Origin of the sequence: Sphingomonas sp. 67-41 (genome assembly GCF_001899725.1) — a bacterium.
Classification (GTDB): Bacteria; Pseudomonadota; Alphaproteobacteria; order Sphingomonadales; family Sphingomonadaceae; genus Sphingomonas; species Sphingomonas leidyi.
In genome coordinates this window covers 221,983-243,317 of sequence record NZ_MKWJ01000031.1, presented here as the reverse complement: position 1 = coordinate 243,317, position 21,335 = coordinate 221,983, and the positions used below count along the sequence as shown (strand labels likewise).

Annotated in this window: 28 protein-coding genes; 17 read left to right on the top strand and 11 right to left on the bottom strand. The window is 67.7% G+C overall.

Annotated features, from left to right (window positions below):
- Nucleotides 1–53 precede the first annotated feature (53 nt).
- Nucleotides 54–293 carry a hypothetical protein gene (locus BGP17_RS21990; protein WP_167298004.1) on the top strand — a complete coding sequence of 80 codons (240 nt, stop codon included), beginning with the start codon at nt 54–56 and terminating at the stop codon, nt 291–293.
- 141 nt (nt 294–434) lie between these two features.
- On the opposite strand, the gene BGP17_RS21985 is transcribed toward BGP17_RS21990, so the two are convergent.
- Together BGP17_RS21985 and BGP17_RS21980 are read right to left on the bottom strand one after the other, a co-directional pair.
- Entirely contained in the window at nt 435–1,121 is a 687-nt protein-coding gene (locus tag BGP17_RS21985) for an ankyrin repeat domain-containing protein (protein WP_286713614.1), read from the bottom strand.
- An 85-nt stretch (nt 1,122–1,206) separates the two neighbouring features.
- Complete coding sequence (locus BGP17_RS21980) at nt 1,207–1,410, bottom strand: CsbD family protein (RefSeq protein ID WP_086129346.1); 204 nt, start codon at nt 1,408–1,410, stop codon at nt 1,207–1,209.
- A gap of 91 nt (nt 1,411–1,501) precedes the next feature.
- Here BGP17_RS21980 and BGP17_RS21975 point away from each other — a divergent pair, with 91 nt between their 5' ends.
- Nucleotides 1,502–2,098, top strand: a complete 597-nt coding sequence (locus tag BGP17_RS21975; protein ID WP_286713613.1) for a class I SAM-dependent methyltransferase — start codon at nt 1,502–1,504, stop codon at nt 2,096–2,098.
- Between the two features lie 219 nt (nt 2,099–2,317).
- On the opposite strand, the gene BGP17_RS21970 is transcribed toward BGP17_RS21975, so the two are convergent.
- From BGP17_RS21970 to thiS, 3 genes are read right to left on the bottom strand one after another with little or no spacing between them, the layout of a single operon-like run.
- Nucleotides 2,318–3,085: an alpha/beta hydrolase gene (locus tag BGP17_RS21970; protein WP_286713612.1), complete on the bottom strand. Its 768-nt coding sequence runs from the start codon at nt 3,083–3,085 to the stop codon at nt 2,318–2,320.
- Nucleotides 3,072–3,200 (bottom strand): hypothetical protein, encoded by a 129-nt coding sequence (locus BGP17_RS21965; protein WP_286713611.1) that lies wholly within the window; start codon nt 3,198–3,200, stop codon nt 3,072–3,074. The genes BGP17_RS21970 and BGP17_RS21965 overlap by 14 nt, the downstream gene beginning before the upstream one ends.
- Nucleotides 3,200–4,204: a sulfur carrier protein ThiS gene (gene thiS, locus BGP17_RS21960; protein WP_286713610.1), complete on the bottom strand. Its 1,005-nt coding sequence runs from the start codon at nt 4,202–4,204 to the stop codon at nt 3,200–3,202. The genes BGP17_RS21965 and thiS overlap by 1 nt, the downstream gene beginning before the upstream one ends.
- Before the next feature lie 81 nt (nt 4,205–4,285).
- Here thiS and aroQ point away from each other — a divergent pair, with 81 nt between their 5' ends.
- From aroQ to BGP17_RS21935, 5 genes are all read left to right on the top strand, one after another.
- A complete protein-coding gene (gene aroQ, locus BGP17_RS21955; RefSeq protein ID WP_167297999.1) occupies nt 4,286–4,720 on the top strand; it encodes a type II 3-dehydroquinate dehydratase in 435 nt (144 codons plus the stop codon).
- 34 nt (nt 4,721–4,754) lie between these two features.
- Nucleotides 4,755–5,237, top strand: coding sequence for an acetyl-CoA carboxylase biotin carboxyl carrier protein (accB, locus tag BGP17_RS21950; protein WP_167297998.1), 483 nt, complete (start codon nt 4,755–4,757; stop codon nt 5,235–5,237).
- Between the two features lie 10 nt (nt 5,238–5,247).
- Nucleotides 5,248–6,603, top strand: a complete 1,356-nt coding sequence (gene accC / locus BGP17_RS21945) for an acetyl-CoA carboxylase biotin carboxylase subunit (protein WP_167297997.1) — start codon at nt 5,248–5,250, stop codon at nt 6,601–6,603.
- Nucleotides 6,600–6,938, top strand: a complete 339-nt coding sequence (arsC, locus tag BGP17_RS21940) for an arsenate reductase (glutaredoxin) (RefSeq protein WP_286713609.1) — start codon at nt 6,600–6,602, stop codon at nt 6,936–6,938. Before accC ends, arsC begins: the two co-directional genes overlap by 4 nt.
- Nucleotides 6,939–7,285: 347 nt before the next feature.
- Nucleotides 7,286–8,380 (top strand): GGDEF domain-containing protein, encoded by a 1,095-nt coding sequence (locus BGP17_RS21935; protein WP_286713608.1) that lies wholly within the window; start codon nt 7,286–7,288, stop codon nt 8,378–8,380.
- Nucleotides 8,381–8,489: 109 nt separating this feature from the next.
- Here BGP17_RS21935 and BGP17_RS21930 read toward each other — a convergent pair whose 3' ends face one another.
- Nucleotides 8,490–8,927: a PAS domain-containing protein gene (locus BGP17_RS21930; RefSeq protein ID WP_243857096.1), complete on the bottom strand. Its 438-nt coding sequence runs from the start codon at nt 8,925–8,927 to the stop codon at nt 8,490–8,492.
- Between the two features lie 252 nt (nt 8,928–9,179).
- On the opposite strand from BGP17_RS21930, the gene purL reads away from it, so the two are divergent.
- The 7 genes from purL (at nt 9,180) to bfr (ending at nt 15,126) form a co-directional block, all read left to right on the top strand.
- The gene (purL, locus tag BGP17_RS21925; RefSeq protein ID WP_167297994.1) at nt 9,180–11,399 is read left to right on the top strand and encodes a phosphoribosylformylglycinamidine synthase subunit PurL; all 2,220 of its coding nucleotides are present in this window, start codon (nt 9,180–9,182) and stop codon (nt 11,397–11,399) included.
- A 37-nt stretch (nt 11,400–11,436) separates the two neighbouring features.
- Nucleotides 11,437–11,844, top strand: a complete 408-nt coding sequence (locus BGP17_RS21920; protein WP_167297993.1) for a hypothetical protein — start codon at nt 11,437–11,439, stop codon at nt 11,842–11,844.
- Between the two features lie 69 nt (nt 11,845–11,913).
- Nucleotides 11,914–12,582 (top strand): nitroreductase family protein, encoded by a 669-nt coding sequence (locus BGP17_RS21915; RefSeq protein WP_286713607.1) that lies wholly within the window; start codon nt 11,914–11,916, stop codon nt 12,580–12,582.
- A gap of 32 nt (nt 12,583–12,614) precedes the next feature.
- On the top strand, nt 12,615–13,058 hold the full coding sequence (locus BGP17_RS21910; RefSeq protein ID WP_286713606.1) for a hypothetical protein: 444 nt from the start codon (nt 12,615–12,617) through the stop codon (nt 13,056–13,058).
- The gene (locus BGP17_RS21905; protein ID WP_286713605.1) at nt 13,059–14,306 is read left to right on the top strand and encodes a DUF418 domain-containing protein; all 1,248 of its coding nucleotides are present in this window, start codon (nt 13,059–13,061) and stop codon (nt 14,304–14,306) included.
- 56 nt (nt 14,307–14,362) lie between these two features.
- Nucleotides 14,363–14,533 (top strand): (2Fe-2S)-binding protein, encoded by a 171-nt coding sequence (locus BGP17_RS21900; protein ID WP_086128692.1) that lies wholly within the window; start codon nt 14,363–14,365, stop codon nt 14,531–14,533.
- 110 nt (nt 14,534–14,643) lie between these two features.
- Nucleotides 14,644–15,126, top strand: a complete 483-nt coding sequence (bfr, locus tag BGP17_RS21895; RefSeq protein ID WP_086128691.1) for a bacterioferritin — start codon at nt 14,644–14,646, stop codon at nt 15,124–15,126.
- Between the two features lie 6 nt (nt 15,127–15,132).
- On the opposite strand, the gene BGP17_RS21890 is transcribed toward bfr, so the two are convergent.
- The 5 genes from BGP17_RS21890 to panB form a co-directional block, all read right to left on the bottom strand.
- Nucleotides 15,133–15,543: an Hpt domain-containing protein gene (locus BGP17_RS21890; protein WP_086128690.1), complete on the bottom strand. Its 411-nt coding sequence runs from the start codon at nt 15,541–15,543 to the stop codon at nt 15,133–15,135.
- 108 nt (nt 15,544–15,651) lie between these two features.
- The gene (der, locus tag BGP17_RS21885) at nt 15,652–17,022 is read right to left on the bottom strand and encodes a ribosome biogenesis GTPase Der (protein ID WP_286713604.1); all 1,371 of its coding nucleotides are present in this window, start codon (nt 17,020–17,022) and stop codon (nt 15,652–15,654) included.
- 105 nt (nt 17,023–17,127) lie between these two features.
- Nucleotides 17,128–18,450 (bottom strand): PQQ-like beta-propeller repeat protein, encoded by a 1,323-nt coding sequence (locus BGP17_RS21880; RefSeq protein WP_286713603.1) that lies wholly within the window; start codon nt 18,448–18,450, stop codon nt 17,128–17,130.
- Complete coding sequence (locus tag BGP17_RS21875) at nt 18,447–19,157, bottom strand: tetratricopeptide repeat protein (protein ID WP_167297987.1); 711 nt, start codon at nt 19,155–19,157, stop codon at nt 18,447–18,449. Before BGP17_RS21875 ends, BGP17_RS21880 begins: the two co-directional genes overlap by 4 nt.
- A 76-nt stretch (nt 19,158–19,233) precedes the next feature.
- Complete coding sequence (gene panB, locus BGP17_RS21870; RefSeq protein ID WP_167297986.1) at nt 19,234–20,091, bottom strand: 3-methyl-2-oxobutanoate hydroxymethyltransferase; 858 nt, start codon at nt 20,089–20,091, stop codon at nt 19,234–19,236.
- 199 nt (nt 20,092–20,290) lie between these two features.
- Between panB and BGP17_RS21865 the strand changes: the two genes are divergently transcribed.
- Genes BGP17_RS21865 through BGP17_RS21855 form a run of 3 tightly spaced genes read left to right on the top strand, consistent with a single transcriptional unit; the run spans nt 20,291 to nt 21,330 of the window.
- The gene (locus tag BGP17_RS21865; protein WP_167297985.1) at nt 20,291–20,707 is read left to right on the top strand and encodes a hypothetical protein; all 417 of its coding nucleotides are present in this window, start codon (nt 20,291–20,293) and stop codon (nt 20,705–20,707) included.
- Nucleotide 20,708: 1 nt separating this feature from the next.
- Entirely contained in the window at nt 20,709–21,131 is a 423-nt protein-coding gene (locus BGP17_RS21860; protein WP_167297984.1) for a hypothetical protein, read from the top strand.
- The gene (locus BGP17_RS21855) at nt 21,124–21,330 is read left to right on the top strand and encodes a helix-turn-helix transcriptional regulator (RefSeq protein ID WP_086128683.1); all 207 of its coding nucleotides are present in this window, start codon (nt 21,124–21,126) and stop codon (nt 21,328–21,330) included. Before BGP17_RS21860 ends, BGP17_RS21855 begins: the two co-directional genes overlap by 8 nt.
- Nucleotides 21,331–21,335 lie beyond the last annotated feature (5 nt).

Sequence of the window (21,335 nt, the reverse complement as noted above, 5' to 3'; positions counted from 1 at the left end):
TTGGCCGGCCCGCCCCCGCTATAATGCGGGCAAGGCAAGCGAAGAGGCGAACTATGGGCTGGCGGCACCTGCACGTCGGGCAGAAGGGTGACAATCTGACCATCCAGAGCCGTCGGGTCTGGCAGGAGGAATGGCGCTGGATCAACGGCGAGACCGTGCGCCTGCCCGATCCGCTGGTGCCGATCGACATACTCTCGCACATGATCTGCGAGATCGGGCCGAAGACGCGCCCGGTGCGCTTCGCCGCGCACAAGCTGCAGAGCGATCTCTGGTCGTTCTACGTTCCGGACTGAGCGTCGGAGCCTGGTGTCGAGATCTAGGATCCAGGGTCAAGACTCGTTCAGCAAACCTCGTCATCCCCGCGCAGGCGGGGATGACGAGAGAGGCAGGGCGAATCACTGACCCAGGATCCCCCTTCCATGCGCGAAAGCCAATCAGCCGGTCGCCAGCGCTTCCGCGATCTCCCACCAGGCCGGATCGCGCTTCCTCCCCAATATCGCGGCCGCGGTGCGCCCCTCGTCGTCGGGAATGTCCCCGCGGGCACCGGCGCGGACGAACATGGCGAAATGCTCCGCCGCGCTGCCCTTCTTCAGCATCAGGTGCAGCGAGGTGCGGCCCTTCCCGTCCCGCGCATCGGGATTGGCGCCGCCGATCAGCAGTTCCTCCGCCGGCCCGAACCGGCTCCAGCCCACCGCCCCCAGCAGCGGCGTCTCGCCACGACCGGCTCCTTCCTCGATGTCCGCGCCATAAGCGAGCAGCAGGCGGATCGTTGCGCGATCCTCGTTCCAGGCGGCGGCGAACAGGCAATGATTCGGGTCGGAACCCGCCTCCAGCAGATGCTCGGCGAGCGGGCGATTCGCGCCGTGCGCCACCGCGAACCACAAGGGCGTGGCACGCCATTCGCCTTCGGTGAACGCGGCATCGTCGAGACCCAGGCCGAGCCCGAGCAGCAGCTCGGCCATGGCGATGCGCGTGCCGGGCGTCGCACAGGCGAGGTGCAGCCAGTTCCGCCCGCGTTCGTCGCGATGGCCGAGCAGGTCGGGCCTGGCCGCCAGCCCTTCGCGCACATCCTCGATGCGATGCCGGCGGACGCTCTCGGTGAGGCTGGTCTTCGAAACCATGCCGCATCCTATCCCCGAATCCCGCACGCGCGAAGAGGCCGCCCCGGTTGCCCGGAACGGCCTCGCCTGAGCATCCCCGACGGGATCAGATGTCGTCGCCGAGCGCGCCCTTCACCTTGCCGATCAGCTGCTGGCCCTTGCCCTTCAGCTCCTGGACCTTGCCCTCGGCGTCGAGCTTGTCGTCCGCGCGGGTGCGGTTGGGATCGTCGGCATCGCCCGCCAGCGCCTGCTTGGCCTTGCCGACCAGCTCGTTGACGTTGCCCTTGATCTTGTCAGTAAGTTCACCCATGATTCCAATCTCCTGGCCGCGGATCGGCGCTTGGCCGCGCCTGTGATCCATTCGACTGAAACAACGGTCCGCGCCGGATATGGGTTCCGTCATGCCAGAGCGGGTTGCCGAACATTATGAGCGCCATGCCCATGCCTTCGATCATGAACGGCGCAAGCGCTTCACGGAGCGCGCCTGGCTGGATCGCTTCCTGCTGGGGGTTCCGAAGGGCGCGCCGGTCCTCGACCTGGGCTGCGGCGCGGGCGAGCCGATCGCGCGCTATCTGCACGATGCGCACCATCCGATCACCGGCGTCGATATCTCGGCGAAGATGATCGCGCTCTGCCGCACCCGCTTCCCGCGCGAGCGCTGGATCGCGGCGGACATGCGCGGCGTGGTGCCGGACGGGATGTTCGGCGGCATCCTCGCCTGGGACAGCCTCTTCCACTTGCCCGCCGACGACCAGCTCGCCCTGCTCGAGCGACTGGCGCCCTCGCTGTCGCCCGGCGGGGCATTGCTGTTCAATACCGGGCCCGAACGCGGCGTCGCGATGGGCTGCCAGTTCGGCGAGCAGCTCTATCATGCCAGCGCCGGCCCGGCGGAATATCGCGCGATATTCGCGAGGGCCGGCCTGTTCGAAGTCGCCCATGCGCCCGAGGACGCGACGACGGGGGGCCGCTCGGTGTGGCTGGTGCGGCGGCCGCACTAGGGCCAATCGACATTTACGAGACTGCGGTCCCCGGCGGCTCTCCGGCGAAGGCCGGGGCCCAGTATCGGGCTGCTATCGAGATACGCGAACTCCTCGAACGATGGTGCAACTGGGCCCCGGCCTTCGCCGGGGAGCAAGAAGCGCTGTCCGGCTCGCATCGCGCGCCCAATGTCGATCCGACCTGGATCCTCCCCTCCCCGGAAGGGAGGGGGGCGAAGGTCAGGGCGCCACCTTCTGCAGGAAGGCGATCACCGCGGTCCAGGCCGGCTCGGCGCCCTCGGGATTCTTCGCGCGCAGCAAGGTGGAGGCGCCGTGCACTCCGCCCTGCTTGGGCACGAACTGCTCCTTCTGCCCCGGCACCGCGGCGAGGATGTTCCGGGCCTCGTCGACCTCATGCCCATCCTGCGCCGACGTTGCGAACACCGGCGCCTTCACGTTGGCCGCGGCGGTGCGCACCATCGTCTTGTCGTCGAAATATTCGCCGGGCGAGAATGCCATCACCGCCTTCACCCGATCGGGATAGTCCGCGGCGAGCAGGAAGACGAGCGACGCCGAATAGCTGCTGCCCCACAGGATCACCGGCAGCTTCTTGTCCTTCGCCCATGCCAGCGCCGCCACCAGGTCCGGCTTCGCCTGATAGTAGCTCGTCGAGCGACCCAGCGCCTTCACCGTCGCATTGCCGCCGAACAGGTCGCCGCCGGCGCGCTGGTCGATACGCAGCGAGCTATAGCCCCAGGTCGCCAGCCTGGGGGCAATGGTCGCATATTCGTCCTTGCCCGAACCCGCCTGGTGGAAGAGCAGGATCAGCGCCTTGGGCTTCTCGACGCTGGTATGGACGCCAAAGACCTTCACCCCGTCCGCCGCGGTGAGCGTCACCGGCTCGGCGGAAATGGCGCGCGATTCCTTCGGCACGGCGGCGGGCCTGGGGTGGCAGGCGGAAAGCGCCCCTACCGCCAAGCAGATCGCGAAGCGCTTAGCGAGCCGCATCGGGGCCCGCCGTGCCGTTGGCATATTCCGGTACTGTGGTCGTATTTTCGAACACGACCTTCGGCCCATCGCAACCGGTGAGCGCCAGCGCCACCAGAACCAGCACCCCCCGCATCAGATCAACCCCGCCAGCGGGCTCGACGGATCGGCATAGCGGCGCTTGGCCATGCGCCCGGCGCGATAGGAGAGCCGCCCGGCTTCCACTGCCGCCTTCATCGCCGCCGCCATCAGGATCGGGTCCTTCGCCTCGGCGATCGCGGTGTTCATCAGGATGCCGTCGCAGCCCAGCTCCATGCCCACCGCCGCGTCGCTCGCCGAGCCGACGCCGGCATCGACCAGCACCGGCACCTTGGCACCTTCGACGATCAGCCGGATCGTCACCTGGTTCTGGATGCCCAGGCCGGAACCGATCGGCGCGCCCAGCGGCATGATCGCCACGGCGCCGGCATCCTCCAGCCGCTTCGCCGCGATGGGATCGTCCACGCAATAGACCATCGGCTTGAAGCCCTCGTTCGCGAGGATTTCCGTGGCCCGCAGCGTCTCCACCATGTCCGGATAGAGCGTCCGCGCCTCGCCCAGCACTTCGAGCTTCACCAGCTCCCAGCCGCCCGCCTCGCGCGCCAGGCGCAGCGTGCGGATCGCCGATTCGGCATCGAAGCAGCCGGCGGTGTTGGGCAGATAGGTGATCTTCTTCGGGTCGATATAGTCGGTGAGCATCGGCGCCTTGGGATCGCTGACGTTCACGCGGCGCACCGCCACCGTGACGATCTCGGCGCCGCTTGCCGCCACCGCAGCCGCGTTCTGCTCGAAATCCCTGTACTTGCCGGTGCCGACGATCAGCCGTGAACGGAAGGTCTTGCCCGCGACGGTCCAGCTATCGTCATCGACCGGCCTGCCATGGTCGCCACCACCGACGAAATGCACGATCTCCAGCTCGTCGCCATCCTCGACCACCACCTGGTCCAGCGTCGAGCGCGGCACCACTTCCAGGTTGCGCTCCACCGCCAGCTTGGCGGGCACCAGCCCCAGCTCCTCGGCCAGCTGGGCGATGGTGAGGCCGGCCATCACCCGCCGGTGCTCGCCGTTGACGGTGATGGAGACGGTGCCGTCGATATGCATGAACTGTCCTTGGAAATTTGATCGGGAGCGCGCGCTCATATAGGGAAGCCGCTCCCGCGCCCGCAACCGAAAGGCTTGGCCTTGGCCGATACGATCTACGTCCTCAACGGTCCCAACCTCAACCTGCTGGGACTGCGCGAGCCGGAGATCTACGGTTCGGACACGCTCGACGACATTGCGGGCCGCCTGGAGGACCGGGCGAAGGAACTGGGGCTGGAGATCGATCTGCGCCAGTCGAATCACGAGGGCCACCTGATCGACTGGCTCCACGAGGCCCAGGCCCGCGGCGCGAAGGCCGTCCTGCTCAACGCGGGCGCGTTCACGCACACCAGCCTCGCGCTCTACGACGCGATCCGCTCGATCCGGACGCCGGTATTCGAAGTACATATCTCCAACCCGGTCGCCCGGGAGGAGTATCGCCACCACAGCTATGTCGGCATGGCCGCCCGGGGAACCATCGCCGGTTTCGGGGCACTGTCCTACATGCTTGCGCTTGAAGCCGCCGCGCTCCTCTGACAAAGGGCGCCGTTTCATCGGAAGACGAGATCAAATGGCAGAAAAGAACGACAAGACGGGCGCAATGCAGGTCGACATCGACCTGGTGCGGCAGCTCGCCGCCGTGCTGGACGACACCAATCTCACCGAGATCGAAGTCGAGGACGGCGATCGCAAGGTCCGCGTCGCGCGCACCGTGCAGGCCGCGCCCGCGCTCCTGCAGGCGCCGATGGCTGCCCCGGTCGCCGCTCCGGCCGCCGCCGCGCCGGTTGCCGCTGCCGTCGAGGCCGCGCCCGTCGCCGCGCTGAACGCAGTCAAGTCGCCGATGGTCGGCACCGTCTATCTGGCGCCGAATCCCGAGGCGGCGAACTTCGTCTCGGTCGGCCAGACGGTGAAGGCCGGCGACACGCTGCTGATCATCGAGGCGATGAAGGTGATGAACCCGATCCACGCCACTTCGGCCGGCACGGTCAAGGCGATCCTGGTCGACAATGGCCAGCCGGTCGAGTTCGACCAGCCGCTCGTCGTGGTCGAGTAACGGCGGCCCCATGCCGGAAATCAAGAAGCTCCTGATCGCCAATCGCGGCGAGATCGCGCTGCGCATCCACCGCGCCTGCCACGAGATGGGGATCAAGACCGTCGCGGTGCACTCCACCGCCGATTCGGACGCGATGCACGTGCGCCTGGCCGACGAAGCGATCTGCATCGGCCCGCCGGCCGCGGCCGAGAGCTATCTCAAGATCGACCGGATCATCGCCGCGGCGGAGATCTCGGGCGCGGACGCGATCCATCCGGGCTATGGCTTCCTCTCGGAGAACGCCAAGTTCGCCGAGATCGTCGAGGCGCACGGCATCATCTTCGTCGGGCCCAAGCCCGAGCACATCCGCACGATGGGCGACAAGATCGAGGCGAAGCGCACCGCCGGCGCGCTCGGCCTGCCGCTGGTCCCCGGCTCGGACGGCCCGATCGGCGACCTGGCCGAAGCCAAGGCGATCGCCGCCAAGGCAGGCTATCCGGTGATCATCAAGGCCGCCTCGGGCGGCGGCGGCCGCGGCATGAAGGTCTGCACCAGCGAGGACCAGCTCGAGACGCTGATGCAGCAGGCCGGCAGCGAGGCGAAGGCCGCCTTTGGCGACGCCACCGTCTATCTGGAGAAATATCTCGGCAACCCGCGCCACATCGAAGTGCAGGTGTTCGGCGACGGCAACGGCAACGCCATCCATCTGGGCGAGCGCGACTGCTCGCTCCAGCGCCGCCACCAGAAGGTGCTCGAGGAAGCCCCCTCGCCCGTCCTCTCGGTCGAGGAGCGCGAGCGCATCGGCGGGATCTGCGCCAAGGCGATGGCCGACATGGGCTATCGCGGGGCCGGCACGATCGAATTCCTGTGGGAAGACGGCGAGTTCTACTTCATCGAGATGAACACCCGCCTGCAGGTGGAGCATCCGGTGACCGAGGCGATCACCGGCCTCGATCTCGTCCGCGAGCAGATCCGCGTGGCCGAAGGGCACGGCCTGACGCTGCGCCAGGAAGACGTGGTGTTCCGCGGCCATGCCATCGAATGCCGCATCAACGCCGAGGACCCGCGCACCTTCGCGCCCTCGCCGGGCCTGGTGAAGGGCTATCACGCGCCGGGCGGCATGAACGTCCGCGTCGATTCGGGCCTCTATGCCGGCTACAAGGTGCCGCCCTATTACGATTCGATGATCGCCAAGCTGATCGTCTACGGCACCACTCGCCAGGGCGCGCTCCGCCGCCTGCGCCGCGCGCTCGAGGAGTTCGTGATCGACGGGATGAAGACCACCATCCCCCTGCACCAGGCGCTGCTCGACGACCCCGAATTCCAGAAGGGCGACTATACGATCAAGTGGCTGGAGGAGTGGCTGGCCCGGCAGGACGAGGCATGAAGGCCACCATCTACCACAATCCCCGCTGCTCCAAGTCGCGCGAGGCGCTGGCGATCCTGAACGGAACGCCGGGCCTCGCGGTCGAGGTGGTGGAATATCTCAAGACCCCGCCGAGCCGCGAGACGCTGAAGGACCTCTATGCCCGCGCCGGCATGACCGCGCGCGAAGGCCTGCGCATCGCCGAGGACGCCGCCAAGCCGCTAAAGGGAGCGGACGACGATGCGATCCTCGACGCGATGGCGGCCGATCCGATCCTGATCGAGCGGCCGCTGGTGGTGACCGAAAAGGGCGTTCGCCTCGGCCGCCCGCCGGAGCGGGTGCGCGAGATCCTGTAGGTTGAGAACCAAACAAGTATCTGATTTTCCTTCGCCATCCCCGCCTTCGCGGGGATGGCGATTGAAGGAATATGAGTCCCCAACCTAGGGTGGGGGACTCATTCAGCGAACCCCGTCATCCCGCCTGCGCGGGGATGACGGTTGACGGAATGCGAGTCCCCGACCCAGGGCGGCCACGCTACCCGATTTGGCGAATTCCGGGCCGGATTAACGCGAATATTACGATCGCTCCCGTAACGATTCCGTCGAGAACGGGGGCGGGACATGCGATCAAGGGCAAGCATCGACGGGCATCGCGCGGGCAAGGACGCCGCGCGGATCGCCGCATGGACCGGCGGGGCCCGGGCATGAGCGCGCCCGTTTCCCTCCACTCGCCGCTCGACCGGCTGGTATCCTGGTTCCGCCGCGGCGAAGGCGAGGATCCATGGGCCGCGCCCGACCGGACCGCGCTCCACCGCCTGCGCTACGAACAGATCGGCGCCTTCCTGTTCCAGCACGGGCTGGAGCCCAGCACGACCAACTTCGACTTTGCCGGCCGTTTCCTCGACGGCCTGGAGGCCCCGCTGGTGCGCGCGGCCCAGGAACTGCTCAACGCCAAGGGCAGCCTGACCGACCGCGATGTCGAACGGATCGTCGAGCGCTGCGCTGCGGGCGAGACGCCCGACAAGCTCGACAAGCTCACCCGCGAGCTCGAGAGCAAGGTCGCCGATTGCCTTGCCGCGGTGGGCGACGCCACCGCCTCGACCAGCGCCTATTCCACCGCGCTCGGCGAAGCGGCCGACCAGATGGGCAGCGAGCCGGGCGAGGCCTATCGCCGGCTGCTCGAAGTCACGCTCGACGTCGCCGAGACGACGCGCAGGATCGGCGGCCGGCTCGAGCGCACCCGCGAGGACACGCGGCGCCTGCGCGCCGATCTCGAGCGCGCAGTGCGCGAGGCGGAGGAGGATCACCTCACCGGCCTGCCCAATCGCCGCGGCTTCTTCGCGCGGATGGAGGAGACGCTGGCCCGGCCGGATGCCGCCCCCTTTGCCCTCGCGCTGTGCGACATCGACAATTTCAAGGCGATCAACGACCGGCACGGCCACCATACCGGCGACCGCGTGCTCCGCTTCGTCGCGCGCTTCCTGCGCGAGGACCTGGGCCGCCGGGTGACGGTCGCGCGCTATGGCGGCGAGGAGTTCGTCTGCCTGTTCGAGGGCGCCGATGCGGAGGAGGCCGCCGACCTGCTCGACGGCTGCCGCGCCCGGCTGCGCGAGCGGCTGCTGCGCGACCAGACCACCGACCTGCCGATCGGCAGGATCAGCTTCTCGGCCGGCGTCGCGCCGATCGCGGGCGATCACGCCGACGCGCTGCGGCTCGCGGACGACTTGCTCTATGCCGCGAAACATGCCGGCAAGGATCGCGTGGTGACCTCCACGCTGCCGGTCGCCTCCGCGGCCTAGGGCGGGGCATCCTTCGCGGCGCCTCTCGTCCTTTCCGCCATCCCGCGCCCGTCAGGTGGGGGAGTTTTCCCGCGGGGATCGACGGGAATTGATTGCCTCGAGGGAGGCGCTAGCCCCGCCGCAGATGCGTGATGTCCTGCTTCAGGCCGTAGAGATAGGCCGGGCGGCCATCGCGCACCTCGACATCGGCAGTCACGCGCATCCAGCGCATCTCGCCGTCCGGCCGGCGGATCTCGGCCTCGAAGGTGAAGCTGCCGCAATTGGCGATCGCCTCCGATCGCAGCCTGGCCAGTTCGGCCCGCGATTCCGGGCTGTACATGGCAACCACTTCGTCGCGGCGCACCGGCCGACCGGGCGGCAGGCCGAATATCGCGAACACGCCCGGCGTCCAGCGCAGCGAATCGTCGGACAGGTCGCATTCCCAGGCGGCGGGCATCGGCGCGAGCACCGCGGGGGCACCATCGGGCACGACATGCAGCGCGTTCGCCCAACCCATCGGCACGCGCCCGGCCGGCGGCGCCGCCACGCGATCTATCCAGTGATTCATCACGCTACACCCAAGGCTCCACTCCGTCCGCCTTGCTACGCCTCCAATGGTTAATCTCCAACCCCCGCATAGCCCGGCGATCCCGGCGATTCGGTCCCTTGATGCAGGATTCCATCCGCTTGGCTCGGCCGCGATGCGAACGCCCCGGCCCTTCCGCGCCGTCCGCACATACCGGCCGGGGGGAGGCAAGATTTTCGCGCCGCCCCCGCTCGGGGGTGACGCGGGCACATGCCCTCGCTATGGGCTGCGCCCATGACCCAGATCACGTCCGAGATCGTCGCCGAGCACGGCTTTACCCCCGAAGAATATGCGCGCGTCCTGAAGGCGATGGGCCGCGAGCCCAACCTTACCGAACTCGGCATCTTCTCGGTGATGTGGTCCGAGCATTGCAGCTACAAGTCGAGCCGCATCCACCTGAAGAAGCTGCCGACCGAGGGCCCCCAGGTGATCTGCGGCCCGGGCGAGAATGCCGGCGTGGTCGATATCGGCGACGGCCAGGCCGCGATCTTCAAGATGGAGAGCCACAACCACCCGTCGTACATCGAGCCCTATCAGGGCGCGGCGACCGGCGTGGGCGGCATCCTGCGCGACGTGTTCACCATGGGCGCGCGCCCGATCGCCAACATGAACGCGCTGCGCTTCGGCCGGCCCGACCACCCCAAGATGAAGCACCTCATCGCCGGCGTGGTCCACGGCATCGGCGGCTATGGCAATTGCGTCGGCGTCCCCACCGTCGGCGGCGAAGTCAATTTCCACAAGGCCTATGACGGCAACATCCTGGTCAACGCGATGACCGTCGGCATCGCGGACACGGACAAGATCTTCTATTCGGCCGCCAGTGGCGTCGGCAATCCGATCGTCTATGTCGGCTCGAAGACCGGCCGCGACGGCATCCACGGCGCGACGATGGCGAGCGCGGATTTCGGCGAGGACAGCGAGGAGAAGCGCCCCACCGTCCAGGTCGGCGATCCCTTCACCGAGAAGCTGCTGATCGAAGCGTGCCTCGAGCTGATGTCGTCGGACGCGATCGTCGCGATCCAGGACATGGGCGCCGCCGGCCTCACTTCCTCCTCGGTCGAGATGGCCAGCAAGGGCGGCGTCGGCATCGAGCTGGTGATGGACGACGTGCCCCAGCGCGAAACCGGCATGACGCCGTACGAGATGATGCTGTCGGAGAGCCAGGAGCGCATGCTCATGGTGCTCAAGCCCGGCCGCGAAGCCTTTGCCGAGGCGATCTTCCGCAAATGGGAGCTCGATTTCGCCGTGATCGGCCATGTGACGGATACCGGCCGCATGGTGCTGAAATGGAAGGGCGACACGGTCGCCGACATCCCGCTCGCCCCGCTGGCGGACGAAGCGCCGCTCTACGACCGGCCGCACGTGCCGACGCCGAAGCCCGCCGAACTGGCGGACGTGCCCGAGAGCACCGATCCGGCCGCGGACCTGCTCAAGCTGGTCGGCACGCCCGACCTCGCCTCGCGCCGCTGGATCTGGGAGCAGTACGACCATATGGTCGGCGCCGACACCGTGCAGCGCCCGGGCGGCGACGCGGCGGTGGTCCGCGTGCACGGCTCCGGCAAGGGCCTGGCGATCACCACCGATTGCACCCCGCGCTATTGCTTCGCCGACCCGGTGGAGGGCGGCAAGCAGGCGATCGCGGAGGCATGGCGCAACCTTTCGGCCGTCGGCGCCACCCCGCTGGCGGTGACTAACTGCCTCAACTTCGCCAATCCGCAACGCCCGGAGATCATGGGCCAGATCGTCGGCTGCCTCGAAGGCATGTCGGAGGCGTGCCGAGCGCTCGACTTCCCGATCGTCTCGGGCAACGTCTCGCTCTACAACGAGAGCAAGGCCACCGGCGGCGGCTCGGCGATCCTGCCGACCCCGGCGATCGGCGCGATCGGCCTGCTCAAGGATTATTCGAAGAGCGCGACCATCGCCTTCAAGGGCACCGGCGACATCATCCTGGCGGTCGGCGAACGTTCGGGCCATCTCGGCCAGTCGCTGTGGCTGCGCGAGCTGCACGGCCGCGAGGAAGGGCCGGCTCCCGAAGTCGATCTGATGATGGAACGCCGCACCGGCGCCTTCATCCGCTCGGGCATCTGCACCGGCGCGATCACCGCCTGCCACGACGTATCGGACGGCGGACTGGCGGTCGCGATCGCCGAGATGGCGATGGCCTCGGGCATCGGCGCGATCATCGACCAGCCCCAGCCCTTCGGCATCGCCGGCTCCTTCTTCGGCGAAGACCAGGGCCTGTATGTCGTCACGATCTGCGACACCTGCCTTGCCGACTTCCTCGTCGCGGCGGACAAGGCCGGGCTGGTCGCCGATCCGATCGGTCGCACGATCAAGGACCGGATCATCTTCGAGCTGGAAGAAGGCGATTTCTGCGTGAGCCTGGCCGATCTCAAGGCGGCGCACGAAGCGTTCTTCCCGGAGCTGATGGGGGAAGACGCGGCCCTGGCATGAAGCGGGTGCGTGCCGGCCGGCAAGGAGGGAAGTCGTGATGACCGCTGGCTATTCCGGCACGCCGCTGGCGAAGAAACTGGGGCTCAAGCCCGGCATGCGCAGCTGGTTCGGCGACATGCCGGACAGCGTCCGCGCCGAGATCGACCCCGCGGGGCTGGGGATCGAGGAATATGCAGTCGCCTGTGCCGGACTGCAGGCGGCGCATGTCTTCGTCACCGAGCGGGCGAGGCTCGAGCGGGAGCTGGAGGCGCTGCTCGCGCTGATCGACCGGAACGGCTTCATCTGGGTCTCCTGGCCCAAGAAGGCCGCCCGGGTGGAGACCGACATTACCGAGGACGTGATCCGCGCAGTCGCGCTGCCCAAGGGGCTGGTCGACATCAAGGTCTGCGCGGTCGATCCGGTCTGGTCGGGCCTGAAGCTGGTGATCCGCAGGGAGAATCGCTGAGCGCTACGGGGAAAACCGGATTGCCTGGCCCGAGACACCGGTGGCATCGTCGAATCAGAGGGGGCATCCATGGCCGAGCACGAAGCGCTGCCGTGGCAGCCCTATCCGGAACTGAGCGACAATGCCCGGATCGAGCGGGCCCAGACCTTCCTGGCGGAGATCGCCACGCGTCGCAGCTGCCGAGCCTTTAGCGATCGGCCCGTTCCCCGTGAAGTGATCGAGGCGGCGCTGCGGGCCGCCGGCTCGGCACCGAGCGGCGCCAACCGCCAGCCCTGGCACTTCTGCGCGATCGCGGGGGCGGAGGCCAAGGCGACGATCCGCGTCGCGGCCGAGGAGGAGGAGCGCCATTTCTACGCCGGCCGCGCACCGGGAGCGTGGCTCGATGCGGTGCGCCCGCTCGGCACCCATGCCGACAAGCCCTTTCTCGAGACGGCGCCCTGGCTGATCGCGGTCTTCGCCCGGCGCCTTGCCGACGACGAAGCCGTGCCGCGCAACTATTACGTCACCGAGAGCGTCGGCATCGCCACCGGGATCCTGCTCGCCACGCTGCACGCCGCCGGCATCGCGACGCTGGTCCACACGCCCAGGCCGATGCGCTTCCTCAACCGCGTCTGCCGCCGGCCGGAGGGCGAGAAGGCACTGATGCTGATCGTCGCCGGCCATCCGGCGGCCGAAGCCATGATCCCGGCGGCCGGGAGCATGAAGAAGCCGCTGGAGGAGATCAGCTCCTGGTTGTAGCGTCCGCCAAGGAGAGCGGGAGGACAATCGACATGGCCCATGCCGGACGCCGGATCCTGGTGGCGGCGCTGATCGCCGGCACGCTCGACATCGCCGCGGCGGCGATCCTCGCGCTCCAGGCCGGCCGCACCCCCGACAGGATGCTGCGCGGCGTCGCCAGCGGGCCTTTCCCGGATGCGACCGGCTGGGGGGCGGCCGGCGCGGTGCTGGGGCTGGCGGTCCATTTCGCGATCATGGCCGTGATGGCGGCGGTCTTCGTCCTTGCCGCCGATCGGCTGCCCCCGCTCAAGGCGCGGCGCGTGGCCGCGGGCATCGGCTATGGCATCGCCACCTGGGCGGTGATGAACCTGGTCGTGCTGCCGCTGCGCTGGCCGGCCGTCTTCCCGCATCTCGACCCGCAGACGGTCGCGACTCAGCTCTTCTGCCACATCGTGCTGGTCGGCATCCCGATCGCACTCGTCGCCGCGCGGCGCTGAATGCCCCTTTCCGCCGCGGGCACCCGGCTCGCTTCTCTCGATGTGGTCCGCGGCGTGGCGGTGCTGGGCATCCTGCTGCTCAACATCCTTTCCTTCGCCATGCCCGAGGCCGCCTATGTGAACCCGCGCGCCTATGGCGGCTGGCACGGCGCCGACCTGGCGACCTGGGCGATCAACTTCGTGCTGTTCGACGGGCGGATGCGCGGGCTCTTCTCGTTCCTGTTCGGGGCCTCGACCTTGCTGGTGGTCGAGCGCGCCGAGGCCGGCGGGCGCGGCCCGGCCGGCGTGCACTATCGGCGCATGGCCTGGCTGCTCGTCTTCGGCGTCGCCCATCTGTTCCTGGTCTGGCACGGCGACATCCTCGCCCATTATGCGATGATGGGCATGATCGCCTATGCGATGCGCCGCCTGCCCGTGCCGCGATTGCTGGTGCTCGGCGCGATGCTCGCATTGGCCGGCGCGATCCTGTTCGCGACCATTCCGCTGGGTATCGTCCAGCTCCAGGCGCAGACCCCGAATGCCCCCGCGCTGCACGGCTATGCCCAGGCATTCGGCGTCCCCTCACCGGCCGACATCGCCAAGGACCTGGCGCTTCATCGCGGCAGCTATGGCGCCATCCTCGCCGATCGGCTCCGCGAGGACGGCGGCGCGCTGTTCGCGCTGTTCGTCTTCTTCGGGCCGGAGACGCTCGGCTACATGCTGTTCGGCATGGCGGCGCTGCGCAGCGGAATGCTGCGGGGCGAATGGCCCCGGGCGCGCTATCGCCGCTGGCTGATCGCCTGCTGGGGCATCGGCCTGCCCGCCTATGCCGTGCTGGCATGGTGGCAATGGCGTTCCGGCTTCGACATGCGCGTAGTCGCGGCGATGCTGCCGCTCACCGCGCTGGTCCGCCCGCCGATGATCGCCGGATGGATCTGCCTGATCCTGCTTCTCGCCCGCCCGGACGGCGCGCTGACCGCCCGCCTCGCCGCGGCGGGGCGCATGGCCTTCACCAACTATCTCGCCACCAGCCTGATCTGCACCACGCTCTTCTACGGCTATGGCCTGGGCTGGTACGGGCAGCTTGCGCGCTGGCAGCTCTACCCGATTGTCTTCGTCATCTGGGCACTGATCCTGCTCTGGTCCAGGGCCTGGCTCGACCATTTCCGATTCGGCCCGTTCGAGTGGTTGTGGCGCAGCCTGGCGCGCTGGCATCTCCAGCCGATCCGCAGAGGGGCGCCGGATAGTAATGCGAGTGCCTCGCAATAGTCTTGCGAATCAGTGTCAATAGCCCTAACTCGTCCCCAGAGAGTCGTGAGGGTCTGATGGTCGTTTGCGTTTGCAATGCTCTTCGGGAACGTGACGTGCGCGAGGCCGCGCGCGAGGGCGCGACCAGTGCCTGCCAGGCCTATCGGGCGCTCGGATGCCAGGCCAAGTGCGGACAATGCGTGCCATTCGCACGCGAGATCATTGCCCAGGAACGTGCTGCTGCATAACGTTCGCAACAGCTGAAAACCGCAGAAATCCGCCACTTTTTGCTGTCCAACACGGGCTTCCGCGCCTATTCTGCTGCCCGAAATCCAATCACGAGAAACAGGTGGCGGCAATGAAGGGCGATCCCAAGGTCCTCGACTATCTCAACGAGGCGCTCAAGAACGAGCTCACCGCGATCAACCAATATTGGCTGCATTACCGGCTGCTCGACAATTGGGGCGTCACCAAGCTGGCCGAGCTCGAGCGCCACGAATCGATCGACGAGATGAAGCATGCCGACAAGCTGGCGGAGCGCATCCTGTTCCTCGACGGCCTGCCCAATTTCCAGCTGCTCGGCCGCCTGCGCATCGGCGAGACGGTGGAGGAGATCCTCAAGGCCGACCTGGCGGTGGAGATGGAGGCGATCCCGCTGCTGCGCGACGCGATCCAGCATTGCGAGAGCGTGCGCGACTATGTCTCGCGCGATCTGTTCGCCCATATCCTCGAAAGCGAGGAAGAGCATGTCGATACGCTGGAGAAGCAGTTCGACATGATCGCGCGCATGGGGCTTGAGAACTATATCCAGCTCAACAGCGAGGCGGCCGAGGCGAGCTAGGGCCCGTCAGCCCGCGAGCGAGCGCCGGCCGAACACCGGGCGGCGCTCCACCAGCGGGTTCGATTCGCGCTCGAGCAGCGCCAGCGTCGCTTCGAAGAGCGGGCGCAGCTGCACGACATGTTCGAGCACGTCCGTCGGCGTGTCCTGTCGCTCGATGCACAGGCGCGCGCTCATTTCGATCGTCTCCGCCAGGTCCGCCAGCGGATCGGCGCCGAACTGGCGCGATTCGCCCTTCAGCGTATGCGCGGGAATCACCATCGACGCGGCGTTGTTCGCGCGCATGGCTTCCTCGATCCGCGCAACGGACTTGACGCCGTCTTCGCGGAAATAGCCGAGAATGCGCACGAAATTGGCACCGAGCTCGGCCCGCGCCTGCGCAAAACTGTCCCAGTTCACCAGCTGCTCGTTGCCGGTCATCGCTTCTTTCCCCTACTCCGCACCCTCCAGAGCGTTCCGAAGGGTATCGCCCGTTTGTAAACACAGGGTTGATTTGGGATCAGGATCGTTACGGAAGCGATTGGATTCTCATTCCTTATCGCGATCGAACGGATTCTTCGGCGCCCGCAGCGTCAACCGCACCGGCACCGCGCCGAAATCGAATTCGCGGCGCAAGCCGTTGATCAGATAGCGCTGATAGCTCATCGGCAGCAGGTCGACGCGGGTGCCGAACAGCACGAAGCTGGGCGGGCGCGTCTTGTTCTGGGTGACGTAGCGCGGCTTGATCCGCTTGCCGCCGGGCGCGGGCGGCGGATTCGCCTCGACCGCACGCTCGAACCAGCGGTTGAGCTGGCCGGTGGAGACGCGGCGCGACCAGGCCTCGCGCGTCTTGAAGGCAACGTCGATCAGCGTGTCGAGCCCCTTCCCCGTCGCCGCGGAGACCGTGAGCAGCGGCACGCCCTTCACTTGCGCCAGCCCCTCGTCGAGCGCGCCCTTCACGCCGTTGAACAGGCTGGAGGCGTTCTCGGCCACGTCCCATTTGTTGAGCGCGATGATCAGCGCGCGGCCCTCCTGCAGGACGCGATCGGCGATCTTGAGGTCCTGCACCTCGAGCCCGCGCGTCGCGTCGAGCAGCAGCACCACCACTTCGGCGAAGTCGATCGAGCGCAACGTGTCGGCGACCGAGAGCTTCTCCAGCTTCTCCTCCACGCGCGCCTTCTTGCGCAGCCCCGCCGTGTCGATCAGGCGGACCGGGCGCAGATTGCCGTCGAAATCCTCCCATTCCCAATCGATCGCGATCGAATCGCGGGTGATCCCGGCCTCGGGGCCGGTGATCATCCGGTCCTCGCCCAGGAAACGGTTCACCAGGGTCGACTTGCCGGCGTTCGGCCGGCCGACGATCGCCAGCTTGAGCGGGGCATTGGGATTGTCGGGATCCTCTTCCTCGACGTCCTCTTCCTCGCGCTCGACATGCGGCAGCAGCGCCTCGAACAGGTCGCCCATCCCCTCGCCATGCTCGGCCGAGAGCTGCACCGGATCGCCGAAGCCGAGCGCCATTGCCTCGATCACGCCGGTTTCGCCCGCGCGGCCCTCCGCCTTGTTGGCGACGAGCACGATCGGCCGGTCGGTCGAGCGCAGCCAGCGGGCGATCTCCTCGTCGAGCGGCGTCACCCCGGCGCGGGCATCGACCAGGAAGAGCGCGACATCGGCTTCCTGCACCGCCGCCTCGGTCTGCTGGCGCATCCGGCCGGGCAGGGTTGCCGCGTCCTCGTCCTCATAGCCCGCGGTGTCGATGATGCGGAACTCGAGCCCGAGCAGGCTCGCATCGCCTTCGCGGCGATCGCGCGTCACGCCCGGCTGATCGTCGACCAGTGCGAGCTTCTTGCCGACCAGCCGGTTGAACAGCGTCGACTTGCCGACATTCGGCCGGCCGATGATGGCGACGATGGGCAATGGCATAAGGGTAACTCTTCTCGGGGTGTGCCCAGCAGAAGGGCATATAGTGCAAAAAGCAAACGGGCGAGGCCTCTCGGCCCCGCCCGCCTGCCATGGCCGGGACAGATATCAGCGGAACGCGGTCAGGCGCCCCTTGTCGTCCAGGATGTAGAGCATGTTGTTCACCACCACCGGCTGGAGCGAGATCGGAGCCTTCAGCTCGATCGTCGAGCTCACGCTGCCGTCGGCCGGCGAGACGAAGGCCAGCTCGCCGCGGGTGCTGCCCAGGATCAGCTTGCCGCCGGCCAGGACGGGACCGACCCAGCCCCAGGGATTCTTGGGCTTCTTGTCGTTCTTGTAGCGCTTGAGCTGGGAGATCCAGCGCACCTTGCCGCTGGTGCGCGAAAGGCACAGCAGGCGCGCATCGTCGGTCACCACGAACAGCCATTCGCCCGCCACCCAGGGAGTGGAGATGCCGGCGATATTCTGTTCCCACATGCGGTTGCCGGTGGCGATGTCCATCGCGACCATGCGGCCGCCCTGGCCCACGGCATAGACGCGGCCCTGGTCGATCACCGGCTCGGCGTCGATGTCCGACAGCGAGGAGACCGAAGTGCTCATGCTGCTGCGGGAGAGCACGTCGCTCCACAGCGAGCGGCCATTCTCGTAGCGATAGGCGTTGAGCTCGCCCGACGAGAAGCCGGCGATCACGGTGCCCTGCGCCGAGGCCGGCGCCGCTACGCCGAACACGCCCTGCGATTCGAGGCTGGCCGAAGCGGTCCAGCTGACGTCGCCATTCTCCTGGCTCATCACGAAGAGCTGGTTGTCCTGCGTGAGGACATAGGCATTGCCGTTGGCGAGCGTCGGGGCCCCGCGCAGCGGGCCGCCGGGGCGCTTGCGCCACAGCTCGGTGCCGTCCGCCACCTTGAGCGCAACGACATCGCCGAGGCCGTTGGTCGCGAAGACATGGTCGCCGGAGACGCTGACGCCGCCGCCGAAGCGCGCGGTCTTGTTGCCGTCGGCCTTCACCGTGGCGGCGCGCCACAGCTCGGCGCCGGTGTCGGCGGCCAGCGCATGGACCTGGCCGTCGGTATCCATCACGAACAGCTTGCCGCCCGCGACCACCGGCGAAGCGGCAAGGCGCTCCTTCTTGGAGGTCTTGGCGATCTGCTGGCTCCAGACCTGCGACGGCGTGGCGGACAAGGCGAGATGGCCCATCGACTTGGCGGCATTGCCGCCCGGCTGGGTCCAGTCCTGGTTCACCGCCGCTTCCGGCACGAGCACGTCGACACTCGCCAGCGACCTGTCGCTGGTGATGTCGTTTTCGGACATCAGGATGGGAACGCGCTCGCCGAGCACGGGCGTCTTCTTGCCCTGCCCCTTGATCACGCCGCAGCCGCTAACCAGCGCGAGTGCCGCAAGGGCCCCAGCCACCCTCAGCTTATTGTTCATTTAGCCTGCTTTTCCTTCGACTGATCGAGGACATCGATCCCCAATACGCTCGCCAGCTGAACCGCGCGTTGCCGCGTCGTATCCGGCACATTGTCGCCGCCCTGGGCGATCTGCTGGAGGAGCTTGCCCGCCTCGGCGCGCTTGCCGAGCTTGATCTGCGCGGCCGCCACCATCTCGCCGGCGCTTCCGAACCAGGCCGAATCCGGCTTGGCGAGGCCCTGGAGGCGCGAAACCACCACTTCGGGCTTCAGCGTGTCATACTCCACCGAAGTCTGGCGAAGCAGCGCGTAATCGCGGAACGGCTTGGCGAAGCCGCCATTGCCCGCAACCGCGGCGAATTTGGCGGCGGCGCCCTTCGCGTCCTTCTTCTGCAGCAGCAGGTTGCCCTCGATGATCGACGACATCGCGGCATAGCCGTTGTTGCCGCCGGCAGCGAGCTTGGCGAGTTCGGGATTCGCCTTGTCGAGCTGGTTCTGCTCGATGTTGCGCAGGGCGGCATCATATTGCTCGCCCTTCTGGCCCGCGGCGGAATCGCTCTGGTGCTGCCAGAACAGAAAGCCGCCGAGCGCGAGGAACCCGGCCACCACGGCGCCGATGATCAGGCGCCCGTATTTCTGCCAGATGCCCAGCATCTGCGAACGGCGATATTCCTCGTCGACTTCGCGCAGGAAGGCTTCGTCTGTCGTGCCGGAGGGGGGAAGCGCCAAAATCTACTCCATGCGTCTCTTGCGGGCGCGAACCTGATCGTGCCGCGCGGGAATCAACAGAGCGCTCGGTAGCCCGTCAATCCCGCGGCGCATAGACCTGATCGGGCCCCGGGAAGGCCCGCGACCGAACATCGGCGGCATAGGTTTCAACCGCGGCGGAAATACGGCCGGCGAGATCGTCATATTTCTTCACGAAGCGGGCGGTCCGCTCGAACATGCCCAGCATGTCGTCGATCACCAGCACCTGGCCGTCGCACTCGGCCGAAGCGCCGATCCCGATCACCGGGCAGGACACCGCCGCGGTGATCTCCCGCGCCAGCGTCTCGACCACGCCCTCCACCACCATGCCGAACGCGCCGGCGGCGGCGATCGCCCGCGCATCGTCGAGGATCTGGGCATGCTCCGCGTTGCTCCGGCCCCGCGCGCCATAGCCGCCGAGCGCGTTGACCGCCTGGGGCGTGAGGCCGACATGCCCGACGACCGGGATACCGCGCCGGGTGAGGAATTCGACGGTGGGCGCCAGCGTCTCGCCGCCCTCCATCTTCACGCCGGCGGCGCCCGTCTCCGCCAGCACGCGCGCGGCGGAGGCGAAAGCCTGTTCCGGGCCCTGCTCGTAGCTGCCGAAGGGCATGTCGACCACGACCAGCGAATGCCAGCTGCCGCGCACCACCGCGGCGCCATGCGCGATCATCATCTCCAGCGTCACCGGCAGGGTGGAAGGCAGGCCGTAGATCACCTGGGCCAGGCTGTCCCCCACCAGCAGCACGTCGCAATGCGGATCGAGCAATTGCGCCATCCGCGTCGTGTAGGCGGTGAGCATCACGATCGGATCCTTGCCCTTGCGATCGCGAATCGCCGGGACGGTGAGCCGCTTCATCGGGGCGGGAGTCGGGTTTGCGCGGCTCGTGGCCGTATCCATGGTGACGTGCGACATGGCCGCGGGTCTAGCGCGTTGCGCCGATGGTCGCCAGCGCAACGGCGTCCGGCAGACGGCCCGGCCTCCTTCACCCCCCGCGATTTCCCGCCCCCGCCATCCCCGCAAGGGCGGGATGAAGGAGAGTGGGTTATAATCGCTTGACTCAATGTTCGATATATTTAACATTAAGGCACAAATTTCGAACTTGAGGTGAATTATGCCATTCAAGGAGAAGATCGCCTGGATCTCCGTGGTCACCACGATCCTGGTGTGGGGCGGCTTTTTCGGCTTCATGCTGACGACCGGCGGGAAGCTGCACGGCGCCGTCTATTTCACCGGCTTCATTGCCGCGGTGATCGTCCAGACGATCCTCGCGACGGGGGCCGCGATCGTCACCGCCGCGCTCGCCCCCGCCGATGCCGGCGCCGGCAGCGACGAGCGCGACCGCGACATCGCCCGACGCGCCTATGCCCTCGCCTATCCCGTGCTGATCGGGCTGGTGTTCTGCGTCGCCGGGAGCGTGCATCTGGGCTTCGACAGGATCGACATGGCCTATGCCATCATGGGCGCGATCGTGATCGCGGAGATCGTCCATTATGCCGCGCAGATCGCCGGCTATCGGCGGGGGAACTGACATGGCCTATCGCGAAAAGACCGCGTGGCTGACCCTGGTCTGCATGGCCGTGGCCTATGGCATCTATTTTCCGATGATGGCGCTGCGCGAAACCCCGCCCACGCTGTTCGACATCCTGTGGAGCTTCGGCATCATCGCGGGGACCCAGGCGGCGGTGGTGATCATCGGCCATATCGTCCTCGCCGCCCAAGCCCCGGGCGCCGCGGGCCGCCGCCCGGACGAACGCGACAAGGCGATCGCCCGGCGCGGCGCGTCCGCAGCCTATTATGTGCTGATGGCGGGCGCGATCCTGGTCGGCGTGGTGATGCCGTTCACCGAGCCGCCGCCCAAGATCGTCAATACCGCGCTACTCGCGATCGTGATCGCCGAAGCGGTGAACCACTTCCTGGTCCTGCTGAGCTATCGGAGGGGCTGGCATGGCTAGGGTCGTCAACCAGGTGCGCACCTTGCGCTTCCTCGCCGGCGAGATGACCCAGGCCGAGCTGGGCGAGAAGATCGGCCTCACGCGCCAGACGATCGCCGCGATCGAGCAAGGCAAATATTCGCCGTCGCTCGAAGCCGCGTTCCGCATCGCCCAGGTGTTCGGCAAGCCGCTCGAGGAAGTGTTCAGCTGGGAGGCATGAGCCCG